Genomic DNA, 16,785 nt, shown 5'->3' on the forward strand with positions numbered 1-16,785 from the left:
CCACCCGTTATGAAACTTAAATTACTTCTTTGTTTTTCACTATTCACAGTACTATTGTCGGGTTGTAAAAACAAGGAAGACAATTGTAAGAACGACTACTTAGACTTCTCTCAAAGAGACGACCAAGCCACAGGCGGGATCAAAATGATTCCGATTAAAACTCCTGCTGGCGAATTTAAAGTGTGGACAAAACGTGTAGGTAACAATCCTAAAATCAAAGTACTGCTACTTCATGGTGGTCCAGGCGTAACACACGAATTATACGAATGCTTTGATGGTTTCTTTCCTAATGAAGGGGTTGAATACATCTATTATGATCAATTAGGTTCCTATTACAGCGATCAACCAAATGATACTCGCCTGTGGACCAACGAACGTTTTGTAGAAGAAGTAGAACAAGTCAGAATCGCACTTGGTTTAAACAAAGACAACTTCTATTTGTTAGGACAATCTTGGGGCGGAATTCTTGCCATGGAGTATGCCTTCAAATACCAAAACAATTTAAAGGGACTCATCATTTCCAACATGATGGCCAGCGCTCCTGAATATAACAAATATGCAGAAGAAGTATTAGGGCCAAAACTTCCAAAAGAAGTCTTTGAACAAATCAAAACGTTTGAAAAAAACAAAGATTATAAGAATCCAAAATATGCTGATCTCCTTTTCAAATATTATTACACGGAACACATTCTGAGAAAACCATTAAACGAATGGCCAGAAGCAGTCAATCGTTGTTTTAAACACATGAACCCTAATGTATATATTTATATGCAAGGCCCGAGTGAATTCGGAATTACAGGAGATGCTACTTTAAAGAATTGGGATGTAAAAGACCAACTAAAAACGATTACTGTTCCAACCCTAGTCATTGGAGCTAAGCACGACACTATGGATCCAAAACATATGGAATGGATGTCGAAAGAAGTGCAAAACGGACGTTTTTTATTTTGCGCCAACGGAAGTCACCTTTCCCAATATGACGATCAAAAAACATACATTCCAGGAGTAATCAAATTCCTAAAAGATGTAGACCAAAATAATTTCCATCCTAAAAAATAATTACCTAACAATCAGTTTGTTAAATAATTTTCTTAAATTCACAAGACTAACCAAAAACAAATAAAGATGAATTTAAAAAATTTTATTATCGGAGGAATTGTGGGCGGTATCGCCAATTTCATTTTAGGTGGTTTATTTTACCAAGTAGTGTTCCCTACACTTTATCCACCCACTCCAGACATGAAAATGAGTTTCATTGCTATGGGCTGTTTAACCTTTGGCTTTTTGATTTCTTATATCTTTAACAAATGGGCAGGCATTACCACTTTTGCTTCTGGAGCAATGGCTGGTGCAATCATTGGTTTCTTTTATGGATTATCGATGAACTTTTTTATGTATTCTGGAATGCAGTTAAACATACAAAATTTTGCTATTGATTCTGTAGTGAATATCCTTATGGGAACCGGCGTAGGTGGTGCAGTCGGTTTTATATTGGGCAAATTCAAATAAAATTCAAAACCTTATATCGCTAAAACTCCCTCCAATAAGGGAGTTTTTTATTTAAGAGATAATCTGAAAAAAAATATAAATTTATTATGCACGCATAGTATTTTTTTGTATATTTGATTTTTCAATTTCAAATATGAAATCGTAACTAGTAAAAATTAGTTAAAAAAAAGCGGTACCATATATGACTTTTAGAAAATAGAATTTCCAAACATGAAAGATAAAACTATAGATTATGTACTTCGAGCTACTTGGCAAGCAGTGTCTAGAATGTACAACGAAGAAGCAACAAAATACGGCGGTTCAATGGCTGTAGGATTTGCCCTTTTAAGTATCGATAAAGAAGATGGAACGCCATCAACTAATATAAGTAGCCGCATGGGTATGGAACCGACAAGTTTGACCCGTACACTTAAATCAATGGAAGAAAAAGGTTTGATTTACCGAAAACCAAATCCTAATGACGGTCGCGGTGTGCTTATTTATTTAACCGAAGAAGGGAAACAAAAAAGAGCCCTTTCAAAAGAAACGGTATTGCAATTTAACGAAACGGTCCGAAAAAATATTTCCACTGAAAAAATTGAGCACTTTATGGAAGTAGCCGACGTAATTAACGAATTAATTCAAGATAAAAATATATTCAATCAACCAGAATAATTAAAAAATGAAAAGAGTAATTAAAAAAGTAGCAGTCGTTGGGTCCGGTATTATGGGTTCAGGTATTGCTTGTCATTTTGCAAATATCGGTGTCGAAGTTTTGCTTTTAGACATTGTTCCTAGAGAACTTAACGAAGTTGAGCAAAAAAAGGGTCTAACTCTAGAGAGTAAAGTGGTACGCAACCGTATCGTAAACGATAGTTTGGCAGCAGCTTTAAAATCGAAACCCTCTCCTATTTATCATCCAAAATTTGCCGATCGAATCAGCACTGGGAATTTAACGGATGATATTGCTAAAATCAAAGATGTAGATTGGATTATCGAAGTGGTTGTAGAACGTTTGGATATTAAAAAACAAGTGTTTGAGCAAATCGACCAACACAGAAGACCAGGTACTTTAATTACTTCTAATACTTCTGGAATTCCAATAAAATTTATGAGTGAAGGTAGAAGCGAAGACTTCCAAAAGCATTTCTGCGGCACACACTTCTTCAACCCTGCTCGTTATTTGAAATTATTTGAAATTATTCCTGGTCCGCAAACTTCTACAGAAGTATTGGACTTCTTAAATAACTACGGTGAACAATTCTTAGGAAAAACGTCTGTAGTCGCAAAAGATACACCAGCATTCATTGGAAACCGTATCGGAATCTTCGGAATTCAAAGTTTATTCCACTTGGTGAAAGATATGGGATTGACTATCGAAGAAGTAGATAAATTAACTGGACCGGTTATTGGCCGTCCAAAATCGGCTACTTTCCGTACTGTTGACGTGGTTGGATTAGATACATTAGTACATGTTGCGAATGGAATCTACGAAAACTGTCCAAACGACGAAGCACACGAATTATTCAAACTTCCTGATTTCATCACAAAAATGATGGAAAACAAATGGTTGGGAAGCAAAACGGGTCAAGGTTTCTACAAAAAAGAAGGCAAAGATATTCTGTCATTAGACTTAAACACTTTAGAATATCGTCCAAATAAAAGAGCGTCTTTTGCTACGCTTGAAATGACAAAAACGATTGAAAAACCTATCGATAGATTCAAAGTATTAGTAAAAGGAAAGGACAAAGCAGGAGAATTCTATAGAAAATCATTTTCTTCTATGTTTGCTTATGTTTCCAATAGAGTTCCTGAAATTACGGATGAATTTTACAAAATTGACGATGCTATGAAAGCTGGTTTCGGGTGGGAAAATGGTCCTTTCGAAATTTGGGATGCCATCGGTGTTCAAAAAGGTATCGAATTAATGAAAGCGGAAGGTTATGAACCAGCTGCTTGGGTTAATGACATGATTGCGAGTGGAAATACTTCTTTCTACACTGTTAAAGAAGGGGCTACTCATTTTTATAACATTAGCTCTAAATCACAAGCTAAAGTTCCAGGACAAGATGCATTCATCATCTTAAACAACATTCGTGAAACGAAAAAAGTTTGGGGTAATGCCGATTGTACTGTTCATAATATTGGTGACGGAATCTTAAACTTAGAATTCCACTCTAAAATGAATACCATCGGTGGTGGCGTTCTTCAAGGAATCAACAAAGCGATCGACTTAGCAGAAAAAGAATACAACGGATTAGTCATCGGAAATCAAGGCGCTAATTTCTCAGTTGGGGCTAATATCGGAATGATTTTCATGATGGCTGTGGAACAAGAATACGACGAGTTGAATATGGCCATCAAAATGTTCCAAGACACGATGATGCGTGCCCGTTACTCTTCAATTCCAGTAATTTCTGCTCCGCATGGAATGACTTTAGGGGGTGGTTGCGAACTTTCAATGCATGCTGACAAAGTAGTTGCTGCTGCAGAAACGTATATCGGATTGGTAGAGTTTGGAGTTGGAGTTATCCCTGGTGGTGGTGGTTCTAAAGAAATGGCGTTACGTGCTGCTGATACTTTCCGTAAAAACGATGTTGAATTAAACGTTCTTCAAGAATACTTCCTAACTATCGGTATGGCAAAAGTAGCCACTTCTGCTTATGAAGCCTTCGATTTAGGAATCTTACAAAAAGGAAAAGATGTGGTAGTGATAAACAAAGACCGTCAGATTGCAGAAGCTAAAAAACACGCTTTATTAATGGCAGAAGCGGGTTATACACAACCTGCACGTCGCAAGGATATCAAAGTATTAGGAAAACAAGCTTTAGGGATGTTCTTAGTAGGAACCGATCAAATGGTAGCTGGACAATATATTTCAGAACACGATCAGAAAATAGCTAACAAATTAGCCTATGTAATGGCGGGTGGCGATTTATCAGAACCAACATTGGTAACAGAACAATACTTATTGGATATAGAAAGAGAAGCTTTCTTATCACTTTGTACGGAAAGAAAAACATTGGAGCGTATCCAATTTATGTTAACTAAAGGAAAACCTCTAAGAAACTAGAAAATGAAAACAGCATATATAGTAAAAGGATATAGAACAGCCGTTGGTAAAGCTCCAAAAGGATTGTTCCGTTTTAAAAGACCTGATGAATTGGCTGCCGAAACTATCGAATATTTGATGGCACAATTACCAGGTTTTGACAAGACAAGAATTGACGACGTGATGGTTGGAAATGCCATGCCGGAAGCAGAACAAGGATTAAACGTGGGTCGTTTAATTTCATTAATGGGATTAAAAGTAGACGATGTGCCTGGAGTAACCGTAAACCGTTACTGTGCATCTGGCCTAGAAACTATAGGAATGGCAACTGCCAAAATCCAATCGGGAATGGCACAATGTATCATTGCTGGTGGAGCAGAAAGTATGAGTTATATTCCAATGGGTGGTTACAAACCAACTCCAGATTATAAAGCTGCAGCTGCAGGTCACGAAGATTATTACTGGGGAATGGGTTTAACGGCCGAAGCGGTTGCTAAACAATTCAATGTTTCTCGTGCTGATCAAGATGAATTTGCCTACCAATCACACATGAAAGCATTAAAAGCTCAAGCTGAAGGTAAATTTGATGCTCAAATTGCTCCAATAACTGTTGAACAAACGTTCTTAAATGAAGCAGGTAAAAAAGAAACAAAATCATATACTGTTACTAAAGATGAAGGACCAAGATTAGGAACTTCTGTGGAAGCATTAGCGAGTTTAAAACCTGTTTTTGCTGCTGATGGTTCGGTTACGGCAGGAAACTCTTCTCAAATGAGTGATGGAGCCGCTTTCGTTTTAATCATGAGTGAAGAAATGGTTAAAGAATTAAACCTTGAACCAATCGCACGTTTGGTAAACTTTGCTTCGGCTGGTGTTGAACCAAGAATTATGGGTATTGGTCCAGTAAAAGCCATTCCAAAAGCGGTACAACAAGCGGGTTTAAAAATCTCTGATATCGAATTATTCGAGTTAAACGAAGCCTTTGCTGCACAATCATTAGCCGTAATCCGTGAATTGGACTTAAATCCAGAAATCATCAACGTAAACGGTGGTGCGATTGCTTTAGGTCACCCGCTAGGATGTACAGGAGCAAAATTATCGGTTCAGTTATTTGACGAAATGAAACGTCGTGGTAACAAATACGGAATGGTAACCATGTGTGTAGGTACAGGTCAGGGAACTGCTGGTATTTTCGAATTATTATAAAAATCAACAAAAAACTAAAAATACAATCAAGAGTTATGGAAGATATTACAAGAGGAGGTCAATTCCTTGTTAAAGAAACAAAATGTGAAAATGTTTTTACTCCTGAAGATTTTTCGGAAGAACAAATCATGATGCGTGATACCGTAAAGGAATTTGTTGACAAAGAAATTTGGCCCAACAAAGATCGTTTTGAGAAAAAAGATTACAAATTTACCGAAGAATGCATGCGCAAAACAGGTGAATTAGGACTTTTAGGTGTTGCGGTTCCTGAAGCTTACGGCGGATTAGGAATGGGATTCGTTTCTACAATGTTGGTTTGTGATTATATCTCGGGAGCAACTGGATCGTTTTCCACTGCTTTCGGAGCACACACCGGAATTGGAACGATGCCAATAACTTTGTATGGTACAGAAGAACAAAAGAAAAAATACGTTCCTAAATTAGCTTCTGGCGAATGGTTTGGTGCATACTGTTTAACAGAACCTGGCGCAGGATCGGATGCCAATTCAGGAAAAACTAAAGCCGTTCTTTCAGAAGATGGTACACACTATAAAATTACTGGGCAAAAAATGTGGATTTCTAATGCAGGATTCTGTTCTGTTTTCATCGTTTTTGCTAGAATTGGTGATGATAAAAATATTACAGGTTTCATCGTAGAAAATGATCCAAGCAACGGAATTACGATGAACGAAGAAGAACACAAATTAGGAATTCGTGCGTCTTCTACCCGTCAGGTATTCTTTGCTGATACTAAAGTTCCATTAGAAAACATGCTAGCAGGACAAGGCGAAGGTTTCAAAATTGCGATGAATGCTTTAAATGTTGGTCGTATCAAATTGGCAGCTGCTTGTTTAGATGCACAACGTCGTACCATTACTGCTTCAGTAAAATATGCTAATGAAAGACTACAATTTAATGTTCCAATTTCTAGTTTTGGTGCTATTCGTTCTAAATTAGCAACTATGGCTACCAATGCTTATGTAGGAGAATCGGCATCTTACCGCGCTGCAAAAAGCATTGAAGACCGAATCATCGCTCGTGAAGCAGAAGGTGCAAGTCATCAAGAAGCAGAATTAAAAGGGGTGGAAGAATTCGCGATCGAATGTTCTATTTTGAAAGTGGCGGTTTCAGAAGATATCCAAAACTGTGCTGACGAAGGAATTCAAATCTTTGGTGGAATGGGATTCTCTGAAGACACTCCAATGGAATCGGCTTGGAGAGATGCTCGTATCGCTCGTATCTACGAAGGAACGAACGAAATCAACCGTATGCTTTCTGTAGGTATGCTTGTGAAAAAAGCAATGAAAGGGCATGTCGATTTATTAGGACCTGCTATGAAAGTGGCGGAAGAATTAATGGGTATTCCAGATTTCGATACACCTGATTATTCTGAATTATTCGCGGAAGAAAAAGAATTAATCGGCAAATTGAAAAAATCATTCTTAATGGTGGCTGGTGCAGCGGTTCAAAAATACGGACCGGATTTAGAAGCACACCAACAATTATTAATGGCGGCTTCTGATATGTTGATTGAAATCTATATGGCAGAATCTGGAATTTTACGTACCGAAAAATTAGCAAAATCAAAAGGTGCTGAAAACGTAAAAGAACAAATCGCTATGGCACAATTATACTTATACAATGCCGTAGATATCATCACGCAAAAAGGAAAAGAAGGTATTGCTTCTTTCGCCGAAGGTGACGAACAACGCATGATGTTAATGGGCTTACGTCGTTTTACAAAATACGTAAACATGCCTAACGTAGTAGCATTAAGAGAAACAATCGCTTCTAAATTAGTAGAAGAAAACAGCTACTGCTTCTAAAAATAAATTTTAATTAGTTTGGTGGAAAAGGTCACAGCAGTTAATTCTGCTGTGGCTTTTTTCTTTATAAGTATTTTATGTAACTTTAACCTATTAAATTTTACCTCATGAAAAAGTTCCTCTTTGTAACTACTGTTCTAGTTTTATTTGTTTTTGCCTGTAAAACCGCTTCGGGCAACCAAAAAGAATTGGTTTTAATGTTACAACCTAAAAGTGATACGCAAGTGTCTGGTTCTGCCACTTTTACTGAAAAAAATGGTGTAGTGACTTTTGTCGCCAATATAAAAGGATTAACTCCCGGGGAACACGCCATTCATATCCATGAAAAATCAGATTGCTCTGCTCCAGATGCCTCCTCTGCAGGTGGACACTGGAATCCAACTTTTAAAAAACATGGGAAATGGGGCGCAGAAGAACATCATAAAGGAGATATTGGCAATTTCACCGCCGATGCCAATGGTAATGGAACTATTCAATTTTCTACCAATGAATGGTGTATTGGCTGCGAGGATGAAACTAAAAATATTATTGGCAAAAGCATAATTGTACACAAAGGTGCCGATGATTTTACAACACAACCTACCGGTAACGCTGGTGGCAGAGTGGCGTGTACTGCGATTATTAAATAATTATGTCAAAACCCCTCCTCTACTTTAAAAACGCTCAGGAATGGCGCGAATGGCTACATGAAAATCACACTACTTGTTTAGGGGTAGAACTCATTTTTTATCGTGTTGACAGTCCATTTGAAAGTATGCGTTGGGAAGAAGCGGTTCAAGTTGCTTTGTGCTATGGTTGGATTGATTCGACAGTCAGAAAATTAGATGAAGAAAGGCGAAAGCAAGCCTTCGGACCCAGAAAAGATAAAAGTGTCTGGAGCAAAGTCAACAAAAACTATATCGAAAAATTAACGGAAGCAGGACTCATGCACGAAAGTGGTTTTCAAAAAATTGAAATTGCAAAACAAAACGGCTCTTGGACATCACTTGATGCCGTTGAAAATCATGAAGTTCCCGAGGATTTAGAATTCGCTTTTAAACAAAATCCCAAAGCCTTAGAAAATTACCAAAACTTCAGTACCTCCTATCGCAAAAGCTATTTGTATTGGTTAAATCAGGCCAAGCGTGAAGAAACAAGAAAAAAAAGAATTGAAGAAATTGTAGCACTTTGCTTATCCAATAAAAAAAGCAGGTAATAATTTTAGCCTATGTATGAAGAATTAAAATATTGGTATTTAAGAGATCATAAACTTTTCAGAACGCTGAGTTTCGCTCAAATTAAGCAGTTGTGCATTATTGTGGGTTTCAAAAAAGCATTAAAAGGGGAAATTATTTATTTTTCTAATTCAGAAGTCCCTAGAATCTTTTTACTGAAAAGAGGAAGTATAAAAATAGTGGCAGTTGACGAAGAAGGAAATGAAACGATAAAAGACATTATTCTTAAAGGTGATTTATTTGGAGAATTGACTTTGGAAAGTGATACAAACTCGAACGAATATGCCAAAGCACTCACCGATGAAGTTTCCATTTGTAGTTTTTTGTTGTCTGATTTTGAAGATTTAATGATGCGAAACCCCAGTCTTGCCTTAGGATACACCAAATTTGTGGGCTTAAAAATGAAGCGCATCAAAAACAATTATGCCAATTTAGTCTCTAAAGATGCCAAATCGAGGCTGCTTACTTTTTTAAACGATTGGATGGAGAGAGAAGGAAAAAAAGAAGGCGAAAAAGTAGTACTTGAAAATTACCTCACCCAAAATGATATCGCACAAATTATTTGTACTTCAAGACAAACAGCCACTAGCCTACTCAATGAATTTGAAGAAAGCGGTATTATTCAATATGGTAGAAAAGAAATAATAGTCCCTAATTATACGCTTTTCCAAAAGTTGCTATAAAATCTCACGTAATGTAAAATACCTGACATTTGTACCTTTTTCATTGCTATACCTTTACATCATAAATAAATAAATAAGCTATGAAAAAATTAATTCTTCTAGTCGTTTTTACACTTTCAATAGTGGGGAACGCACAAAATCAATCTAAAAAAATTACCGCTTTTAATGTAGAGAACAAATTGGCTTTACAAGGCTATGATCCTGTTTCCTACTTTAAACAAAACAAAGCCATAAAAGGAAAAAAAGAATGGGCAGCGACTCATGAGGGTATTACTTATTATTTTTCCACAAAAGAAAACAAAGAGGCATTCTTAAAAAACGCTGCGGCATTCGAACCTCAATACGGAGGTTGGTGTGCTTATGCTATGGGCGCATATGGAGACAAAGTAAGTATTAACCCCGAAACTTTCAAGATTATTGATGGAAAATTGTATTTGTACTATAATGCTTACTTTAATAATACCTTAAAAACTTGGAATAAAGATGAAACAAACCTAAAAGCAAAGGCCAATGCTAATTGGAAAAAAATATACAATTAAAACCAAAATCATGAAAACATCGTATATTAATTTGATATTAAAAATTGTTGTGGCGGTAATATTATTGCAGACTTTACTATTTAAATTTTCAGGAAGTGACGAATCTGTGTATATCTTTACTAAATTAGGGGCAGAACCCTATGGCAGAATTGGTTCAGGAATTATAGAATTGATTATTTCAATATTATTGTTTGTCAATAAAACAAAACTATATGCCGCTATTATGGCCTTTGGGACAATGCTGGTGGCTGCAATTTCTCATCTAACAATTTTGGGAATTGAAGTTATGAATGACGGAGGCACTTTATTTATGCTGTCGCTAATAGTGCTTTTTTGTAGCAGTATTTTAGTATTTCAGTACAAAAATGATTTTAAACTTAAACTAATTTAAAAAAAAAATTAATGGATTTTATTGGAATTAAAAACACACTTCACGAATTAAAAAAGGTAATTGAACAACTTACCAACGAAGATTATACAAAGCCAATAGATTCCTTAAGTGGAGCCACAATTGGTGAACATTCTCGTCACATCATAGAATTATTTCAAAGTGTTATAAACGCCTATGAAACGGGGCATCTGAATTACGATCATCGGGAACGAAACAAACTTATTCAAACGAATAACGAATTGGCCATTTCGATGATTGAAAAAGTGATTGCATCCATTGAAAATCCTAATAAAAAATTAGAATTAGAACATACGGTTTCAGGAAATAGCATTGTAATAGAAACCAATTACTTTAGGGAAATGCTCTACAATCTAGAACATTGCATTCACCACCAAGCCTTAATAAAAGTCGCTGTTTTACAAATCAATTATATCGAAATTAATGAATATTTTGGCGTAGCGCCTTCAACCATCGAGTATAGAAAACAATGTGCACAGTAACTTTTGTAAACAGCCATGGTAAACACATCATTACATCCAATCGTGATGAAAAAATTGTGCGGCCAAAATCAATTATTCCCAAAACCTATTTAATTCAATCCAAAAAAATTTTCTTTTCCAAAGACCCAAAAGCAGGAGGTACTTGGTATGCTGTAGATGAAATTGGAGATGTGTTAGTATTGTTAAATGGCGCTTCAGAAAAACATATTCCAAAATCAGCCTACCGCAGAAGCAGAGGATTAATTGTCTTGGATATAATCGGTGCGGAAAACTGTCTGGAACATTGGAACACTATTGATTTAGAAAACATTGAACCTTTCACGCTTGTGTATTATTCGAATAACGAATTGTACCAATTGCGCTGGGACGAAATCAAAAAGGAAACTATCAAATTGGACAGTTCCAAAAATTACATTTGGTCTTCGGTTACTTTATATCCAAAAGAAATTAGAACCATCAGAGAAGAGTGGTTTTCTGAATTTTTAGCTACAAAAGAAACTGTTTCTCCGGAAGAAATGCTCCATTTTCATCAATATACCGAAACAGAAGACAAAGAAAACGGATTGGTGATTAATCGAAATCAAAATATGATGACCCAAAGTATCAGCCAAACGCTAATCAATCAAAACAAACTTTCGTTTACTTATTTGGATTTAATTGACCAAACGAAATTCGAAAACACTTTTTTAGTACTGTAAGATGAAACTATTTATACACAAACTCACCCATTGGGAATATTGGCCTTTTAAGATTGTATACATCCCTATATACTTTCTTTGGCTGTATTATGCCATGAAAGCCAGAACTATTTTCTTTTTTAATGCTTGCAATCCAACGATGAAAAACGGCGGATTCATCAATGATAGTAAAAGAGAAATCTATGGTTTAATTCCGCAACAATTTTACCCCAAAACAGAATTTGTCCATCAAAAAATAGCCTTAGAAAAAGTCAAAAGCCTACTTGACCAGTCAAAAATTCAGTTGCCACTTATCGCAAAACCTGATATTGGTTTAAGGGGTTCTGCAGTAAAAAAAATAGATACTATAGACGATTTATTTGAATACCATTCTAAAGCCAATTTTGATTATTTGCTGCAAGATTTAATTCCGTATGAAAATGAGATTGGCATTTTCTATGTCCGCTATCCTAATGAAACAAAAGGAAGAATTACAGGTATTGTTGGAAAAGAACATCTTATCGTTACGGGTGATGGGAAAAGTACCATGGAAGCACTAATCAAACAAAATCCACGACACGAACTCCAGTTGGATAATCTTAAAAAAGAATACCAAGACCAACTAAACGATGTGTTGCTTCCCAATGAAAAACGCAATCTTGTTCCCTATGGAAATCATTGTCGCGGTGCAAAATTTATCGACTTGAGTCATTGCATCACTCCAGAACTTACGACAGTTATCGACGACATGTGTCAGCAAATTAACGGTTTTTATTTTGGCCGAATGGATTTGATGTATCATTCCTGGGAAGACCTTGAAAAAGGCATTAATTTTTCTGTAGTAGAATTAAATGGTGCCGCAAGTGAACCCACCCATATTTACGATCCGAAGCATTCGATATTTTTTGCCTGGAAAGAATTAGCAAGACACATCAAGTATATGTTTGAAATATCGCAGTTAAACCATCAAAAAGGAATTCCATATCTAAATCACAAAGACGGAATGATGGAATATAGAATCCATCAAAATCATTTTAATATTATAACCAATTTTTAAATTGAATTGTTTAAAAAATACTATGGTTGGTTTGGTGGTGAGCTTTGTAGGCTCAGTACCACTTGGCTATTTGAATGTAATAGGTCTTGAATTTTATTCTGAAAAAAATATCTCGTCGGTACTATACTACCTTTTAGGCGTGGTGGCTGTTGAAGGTGTTGTCATCTATTTAACCCTAAAACTTGCCAAAAAACTAAGCTTAAATAGTAAATGGAAACAACGAATTTCGATATTCACTATTGTCTTTTTGTTATTCCTAGCTTTCAGTTTTTATTCGAATAATGAGTCGGAAATCACTAGCACTTCCTCAATATTGAATAAAGACGGCTTATTGTTGTATCCTTTACTGACTGGACTTCTTTTAAGTCTTCTTAATTTTGCGCAAATTCCCTTCTGGTTTAGTTGGAATTTGTATTTGCTTAATGAATCATACATCTCCATATCCTCCAAGCCACAAACTACTTTTTATTTAGTAGGAGCAATTATTGGAACTTTTTCGGGCATGCTCACCTTAGTTATAAGTCTCTCGAAGGCCATAAATTATTCGAATTATCATTTTCCGCTTACTCAGTACATTTGGATTATTTTTCTAGTATTAGCTTTGTTTCAATTAGCATCAATGATTATGGTAAAAAAGAAAGTCAGCTAAAAAGCCGACTTCCTTTTACTTCACTTTTTTTGATCTGGTTCAAAATCAAGTGCAATCGAGTTCATGCAATAACGCTTACCTGTTGGCTCTGGACCATCATCAAACAAATGACCTAAATGCCCACTACATCTTCCACACAAAGCCTCTATCCTATTCATTCTATAGGAGTTATCATCTTTAAAAACAATACTACTTTTATCAACTTGTTCAAAAAAGCTAGGCCAACCACATTGACTAGCAAATTTTGCATCGGAGCGGAACAATTTATTTCCGCAAGCAGCACAATAATAAGTCCCTTTACCGGTATAATCCCAATACTTACCTGTAAAAGAAGCTTCTGTATTGGCTTTTCTTGATACTAAATATAGATCTTCAGGAAGAATTTTTTTCCATTCAACATCGCTTAAATTTAATTTAGTTTTATCAGTATTTGAATAGTATTTGTGATGCTTTTCAATGTTGGAAACATCAACAATACTCTCCTTTTCTTTTATCTGTCCGCATGCTGTAAGTCCAAGCAAAAAGACTATACTAAATAGTAGCGATTTTTTAAATTGTATAACCATGATTTCATTTTTTAAATTATTGTTCATATACCTAATGCAATTAAATTCAAACTCGTAGAATGTATCATATCTTACATTTCATAAAAAATTAAAGCTGTTTAAGAATTCGAAAAGCCATCCAAAATGCGGATGGCTCTTCTCAAAAAACAAAACAAAACTTAACTAAAAAACATTATTTTATAATAACCCAAACTATCTGTTTCCACCAACCAAAACCCTTTTTTACTGATAAATGTTTTGAAGAACAATCTTTTATTACTACTCGCGCTTTTCAGGTAAAGCATTATTTCATTGTTGATTTGTGAGGCAATAATAGTTTCTTTATCAAGGTTTTTATTTTGAATTTCACTGAATTCTAATTCAGCAGTTTTGATAATGTTCTCTTCTGCTTTTTTATCACTTCTGACAACTTTCAACTTGCCATTATTTACTTTTTCTCCATTGATCAAATCGAGAATGATAAAATCCAAATACCCTTCATTAGCTACCGAACTGACAGAAACCAGTACATCATTTTTTCTTATTTTTAAACTCAATTGAATATTTTGTATTTCTTGCAGCTGATTAAACCCAGTGATATCGGCTATTTCTTGAGTAGATTCCCAAACCTGTTTTCCTCTCTTGTCAAACTTAAAGACATATACGCCAAGTGGAATATTTTTCAAATAATTGGCCGATTTCCCTTCATTCCCATACAATCCATACACGAACAAATCGCCCGTTTCTTTATCAATTACAAAATTATTGATAGCCAAATCACTAATTCTGGATTCCTCCCCATTTTGGGTAATAACGCCACCTCCGTTATTAGAATAAATCAAATAATGACTTGGAACACTTACGATATAAGACAAATCGTTTATTCGAACACCCGATAAATCATAAATGGTTCTATAGAGTGTTGCTGATTTGTAATTTTTATTGATGGATTTGGTAATAATGCCAATATTGTCTTCATTAATTCTGACATCAAAATTCAATCCTTCCTTATAGGTTGTAGTTACTTTGTTTTCCAAACGCGATAGGTTGGGTTTTTCCAATTTGTATTTTTGAGTTCTATTGGAAAAAATATCAAGCACTTCCAAATTAAGATCGTCATTTTGCAAATCAATTTTGTATTCATTTTTTTGATTGCTAATATTAAAACCATAGATATCGTTAAAATATCGAAACCCGGATTTTAACTTGAAATATTTAGTAGACTGGCCGTCTAGCACTAATTTGTATTCTTCAGGAAAATTATTTCCAACAGGTTTTTTAGCGATTAAAAAAGCGCTTTCAATGGGCGAAAAAACACAATTCACTAATGTATCGTTAGAAATTATTTTTTCAACAAAACCAGCCGTATCATAACTACTTACATCTTTTATAATGTTTCCATACACCTTCTTCGTTTTTTGTCCGCTTTGTACAACCAAATGATCCAAATTGGGTAAATACACAAATTCTAGTGGTACTTTTTCTTTAGAGAAGTTTACTTCTGCTATTACTTTTTGGGCAAAATTCGAAAACGATGCCAATAAAAGAATTATAAAATAATAGTTTTTAATCATGTTTTTAAAAATTGCGTTTATAACTCAATCCAATCGTAAAGGCTCTGGTTAGTCCATCTGGTCTTACCTCTCTTACTACAAATGGAGTTGCGATAGAAGCTTCTATATAGTTCTTTTCGCTTAATCTATAAGATGTAATTAAATTACCATTAATGGTTAAGCCTTCCGAATTTTGAATGGTTTGTCTTTGTCCAAAAACATTCTCAAAACTATCTTTTCCTAAATGATATATGAATAAAACATTGGGTCTAAAGATGAACTTTTGGTTTTCCGTTTTAATCTTGTAAGTTGCTCTAAATAAAACATCCGACTTGCGTTCCAATAAATTAGTAGAATCAAACTTATCGGTAGGAGCCAATTGACTCAAATAGGAATTTTTATTTTGGTTTAACGGAATTTGGACAGCGGTGCTAAATTCCCATTTTTTAATCGCTAGATCCAGCCCAGTAATGACATCAAAGGTCCCCAAACTTGACTGATACGGCATAGGTAAAGAGAAATTATTAATTTTATCATTACTTGCCGTCAACGGAATTTTAACCCCAAGAATCCCTGACCATTTCGATTTATCATAGTCCCCCGTATTAAATTTATAATTTCCAGTCACAAAAACATCCCCTAGATTGGATATTGTACCAAAACTACCATTTGCAGTTGTAGCGGTAAGTTTAGCACTCATTGCAAAACGGTTGGTGAAAATTCTAGTATAAATCGCATAGGGAGAAAAAACAGTAACATCTTCTTCACCTACTCCATATACCCCACCTATTTCAATACTATTCTTGATTTCACTTTGTGCATCTTTAAAAGTATTTCCGACGGAGCAAAATCCAGCATCACTGCAACCTTGTGCATTAGCCGTATAGCCTAAAATAAATAGTGTCGAAAATAAAAGGGCTTTTTTTAATTTGTTTTTCATTTTGTTTAATTTGATTGTTTAGAAATTAATTCAGCAATGGCGAATAAATGATTGTATTGTTGGCAATGAATCAAAACATAAGGATATTCTGAAACATCAACTTGTGCCGGAATATCATATACAGAAGTTCCGTTTCCTTTAAAATTGCCTAAATTCACAAAAGAAGAAGGCGTGTCTGATTTGGATAAATACACTTTTAAATCGGGTCCATCCGTTATCGTAATATTTTCAATCTGCAATTGATACTTATTTCCTTGAGCATAAATATTCACATTCCCTTGAACTGTAATTCCAGAAGTGGGCACGAAGGTTCCAGAGTATTTTAGGACTGCCGTATTGTTTATGGTTGGAATTGGATTGCTTCCTTTTGTTAAAACACCTTCTTTTTCACAAGAAGAAAAAAAGAAAGTCATACCTATTAAAAAAAATAGCTTTTTCATATCGTTTACTTTAATTATAATCAGA

At 35.1% G+C, this 16,785-nt stretch carries 19 protein-coding genes; 15 read left to right on the top strand and 4 right to left on the bottom strand.

Features of this window, described 5'->3' with window-relative positions; genetic code table 11:
* Positions 1-9: 9 nt before the first annotated feature.
* The 15 genes from EQG63_RS07570 (at position 10) to EQG63_RS07640 (ending at position 13,282) form a co-directional block, all read left to right on the top strand.
* Positions 10-1,059 carry a proline iminopeptidase-family hydrolase gene (locus EQG63_RS07570; RefSeq protein WP_129435751.1) on the top strand — a complete coding sequence of 350 codons (1,050 nt, stop codon included), beginning with the start codon at positions 10-12 and terminating at the stop codon, positions 1,057-1,059.
* Positions 1,060-1,125: 66 nt separating this feature from the next.
* Positions 1,126-1,509, top strand: a complete 384-nt coding sequence (locus EQG63_RS07575; protein ID WP_129435752.1) for a hypothetical protein — start codon at positions 1,126-1,128, stop codon at positions 1,507-1,509.
* Positions 1,510-1,719: 210 nt separating this feature from the next.
* On the top strand, positions 1,720-2,163 hold the full coding sequence (locus EQG63_RS07580; RefSeq protein WP_129435753.1) for a MarR family winged helix-turn-helix transcriptional regulator: 444 nt from the start codon (positions 1,720-1,722) through the stop codon (positions 2,161-2,163).
* Positions 2,164-2,170: 7 nt separating this feature from the next.
* Positions 2,171-4,561, top strand: coding sequence for a 3-hydroxyacyl-CoA dehydrogenase/enoyl-CoA hydratase family protein (locus EQG63_RS07585; RefSeq protein WP_129435754.1), 2,391 nt, complete (start codon positions 2,171-2,173; stop codon positions 4,559-4,561).
* A gap of 3 nt (positions 4,562-4,564) precedes the next feature.
* Complete coding sequence (locus EQG63_RS07590; RefSeq protein WP_129435755.1) at positions 4,565-5,746, top strand: acetyl-CoA C-acyltransferase; 1,182 nt, start codon at positions 4,565-4,567, stop codon at positions 5,744-5,746.
* A 35-nt stretch (positions 5,747-5,781) separates the two neighbouring features.
* The gene (locus EQG63_RS07595) at positions 5,782-7,572 is read left to right on the top strand and encodes an acyl-CoA dehydrogenase family protein (RefSeq protein ID WP_129435756.1); all 1,791 of its coding nucleotides are present in this window, start codon (positions 5,782-5,784) and stop codon (positions 7,570-7,572) included.
* A 107-nt stretch (positions 7,573-7,679) separates the two neighbouring features.
* Positions 7,680-8,201, top strand: a complete 522-nt coding sequence (locus EQG63_RS07600; protein WP_129435757.1) for a superoxide dismutase family protein — start codon at positions 7,680-7,682, stop codon at positions 8,199-8,201.
* Positions 8,202-8,203: 2 nt separating this feature from the next.
* Positions 8,204-8,767, top strand: a complete 564-nt coding sequence (locus EQG63_RS07605; protein ID WP_129435758.1) for a YdeI/OmpD-associated family protein — start codon at positions 8,204-8,206, stop codon at positions 8,765-8,767.
* Positions 8,768-8,779: 12 nt separating this feature from the next.
* On the top strand, positions 8,780-9,469 hold the full coding sequence (locus EQG63_RS07610; RefSeq protein ID WP_129435759.1) for a Crp/Fnr family transcriptional regulator: 690 nt from the start codon (positions 8,780-8,782) through the stop codon (positions 9,467-9,469).
* An 80-nt stretch (positions 9,470-9,549) separates the two neighbouring features.
* A complete protein-coding gene (locus EQG63_RS07615; RefSeq protein ID WP_129435760.1) occupies positions 9,550-10,008 on the top strand; it encodes a YHS domain-containing (seleno)protein in 459 nt (152 codons plus the stop codon).
* 10 nt (positions 10,009-10,018) lie between these two features.
* On the top strand, positions 10,019-10,399 hold the full coding sequence (locus tag EQG63_RS07620; RefSeq protein WP_129435761.1) for a DoxX family membrane protein: 381 nt from the start codon (positions 10,019-10,021) through the stop codon (positions 10,397-10,399).
* 11 nt (positions 10,400-10,410) lie between these two features.
* Positions 10,411-10,899: a DinB family protein gene (locus EQG63_RS07625; RefSeq protein WP_129435762.1), complete on the top strand. Its 489-nt coding sequence runs from the start codon at positions 10,411-10,413 to the stop codon at positions 10,897-10,899.
* Positions 10,887-11,597, top strand: coding sequence for an NRDE family protein (locus EQG63_RS07630; protein WP_129435763.1), 711 nt, complete (start codon positions 10,887-10,889; stop codon positions 11,595-11,597). The genes EQG63_RS07625 and EQG63_RS07630 overlap by 13 nt, the downstream gene beginning before the upstream one ends.
* A 1-nt stretch (position 11,598) precedes the next feature.
* Positions 11,599-12,633: a D-alanine--D-alanine ligase gene (locus EQG63_RS07635; protein ID WP_129435764.1), complete on the top strand. Its 1,035-nt coding sequence runs from the start codon at positions 11,599-11,601 to the stop codon at positions 12,631-12,633.
* A 1-nt stretch (position 12,634) separates the two neighbouring features.
* A complete protein-coding gene (locus EQG63_RS07640) occupies positions 12,635-13,282 on the top strand; it encodes a hypothetical protein (RefSeq protein ID WP_129435765.1) in 648 nt (215 codons plus the stop codon).
* Positions 13,283-13,302: 20 nt separating this feature from the next.
* Here the strand turns inward: EQG63_RS07640 and msrB are convergent, their stop codons facing one another.
* The 4 genes from msrB to EQG63_RS07660 form a co-directional block, all read right to left on the bottom strand.
* Entirely contained in the window at positions 13,303-13,875 is a 573-nt protein-coding gene (gene msrB, locus EQG63_RS07645) for a peptide-methionine (R)-S-oxide reductase MsrB (RefSeq protein ID WP_235827819.1), read from the bottom strand.
* A 131-nt stretch (positions 13,876-14,006) separates the two neighbouring features.
* Positions 14,007-15,401, bottom strand: coding sequence for a hypothetical protein (locus tag EQG63_RS07650; protein ID WP_129435766.1), 1,395 nt, complete (start codon positions 15,399-15,401; stop codon positions 14,007-14,009).
* Positions 15,402-15,405: 4 nt separating this feature from the next.
* Positions 15,406-16,320 (bottom strand): hypothetical protein, encoded by a 915-nt coding sequence (locus EQG63_RS07655; protein WP_129435767.1) that lies wholly within the window; start codon positions 16,318-16,320, stop codon positions 15,406-15,408.
* A gap of 5 nt (positions 16,321-16,325) precedes the next feature.
* Positions 16,326-16,760 carry a DM13 domain-containing protein gene (locus EQG63_RS07660; protein WP_129435768.1) on the bottom strand — a complete coding sequence of 145 codons (435 nt, stop codon included), beginning with the start codon at positions 16,758-16,760 and terminating at the stop codon, positions 16,326-16,328.
* Between the last annotated feature and the right edge of the window lie 25 nt (positions 16,761-16,785).

The organism is Flavobacterium amnicola (genome assembly GCF_004122165.1).
In the GTDB taxonomy this organism is placed as follows: domain Bacteria; phylum Bacteroidota; class Bacteroidia; order Flavobacteriales; family Flavobacteriaceae; genus Flavobacterium; species Flavobacterium amnicola.

Bases quoted from the DNA above. Each gene is read 5' to 3' on its own strand.
- EQG63_RS07655 (WP_129435767.1), bottom strand. From the start codon at position 16,320: ATGAAAAACAAATTAAAAAAAGCCCTTTTATTTTCGACACTATTTATT.
- EQG63_RS07605 (WP_129435758.1), top strand. From the start codon at position 8,204: ATGTCAAAACCCCTCCTCTACTTTAAAAACGCTCAGGAATGGCGCGAA.
- EQG63_RS07630 (WP_129435763.1), top strand. From the start codon at position 10,887: ATGTGCACAGTAACTTTTGTAAACAGCCATGGTAAACACATCATTACA.
- msrB (WP_235827819.1), bottom strand. From the start codon at position 13,875: ATGAACAATAATTTAAAAAATGAAATCATGGTTATACAATTTAAAAAA.
- EQG63_RS07570 (WP_129435751.1), top strand. From the start codon at position 10: ATGAAACTTAAATTACTTCTTTGTTTTTCACTATTCACAGTACTATTG.
- EQG63_RS07580 (WP_129435753.1), top strand. From the start codon at position 1,720: ATGAAAGATAAAACTATAGATTATGTACTTCGAGCTACTTGGCAAGCA.
- EQG63_RS07610 (WP_129435759.1), top strand. From the start codon at position 8,780: ATGTATGAAGAATTAAAATATTGGTATTTAAGAGATCATAAACTTTTC.
- EQG63_RS07650 (WP_129435766.1), bottom strand. From the start codon at position 15,401: ATGATTAAAAACTATTATTTTATAATTCTTTTATTGGCATCGTTTTCG.
- EQG63_RS07635 (WP_129435764.1), top strand. From the start codon at position 11,599: ATGAAACTATTTATACACAAACTCACCCATTGGGAATATTGGCCTTTT.
- EQG63_RS07625 (WP_129435762.1), top strand. From the start codon at position 10,411: ATGGATTTTATTGGAATTAAAAACACACTTCACGAATTAAAAAAGGTA.
- EQG63_RS07595 (WP_129435756.1), top strand. From the start codon at position 5,782: ATGGAAGATATTACAAGAGGAGGTCAATTCCTTGTTAAAGAAACAAAA.
- EQG63_RS07590 (WP_129435755.1), top strand. From the start codon at position 4,565: ATGAAAACAGCATATATAGTAAAAGGATATAGAACAGCCGTTGGTAAA.
- EQG63_RS07620 (WP_129435761.1), top strand. From the start codon at position 10,019: ATGAAAACATCGTATATTAATTTGATATTAAAAATTGTTGTGGCGGTA.
- EQG63_RS07660 (WP_129435768.1), bottom strand. From the start codon at position 16,760: ATGAAAAAGCTATTTTTTTTAATAGGTATGACTTTCTTTTTTTCTTCT.
- EQG63_RS07600 (WP_129435757.1), top strand. From the start codon at position 7,680: ATGAAAAAGTTCCTCTTTGTAACTACTGTTCTAGTTTTATTTGTTTTT.
- EQG63_RS07575 (WP_129435752.1), top strand. From the start codon at position 1,126: ATGAATTTAAAAAATTTTATTATCGGAGGAATTGTGGGCGGTATCGCC.
- EQG63_RS07615 (WP_129435760.1), top strand. From the start codon at position 9,550: ATGAAAAAATTAATTCTTCTAGTCGTTTTTACACTTTCAATAGTGGGG.
- EQG63_RS07585 (WP_129435754.1), top strand. From the start codon at position 2,171: ATGAAAAGAGTAATTAAAAAAGTAGCAGTCGTTGGGTCCGGTATTATG.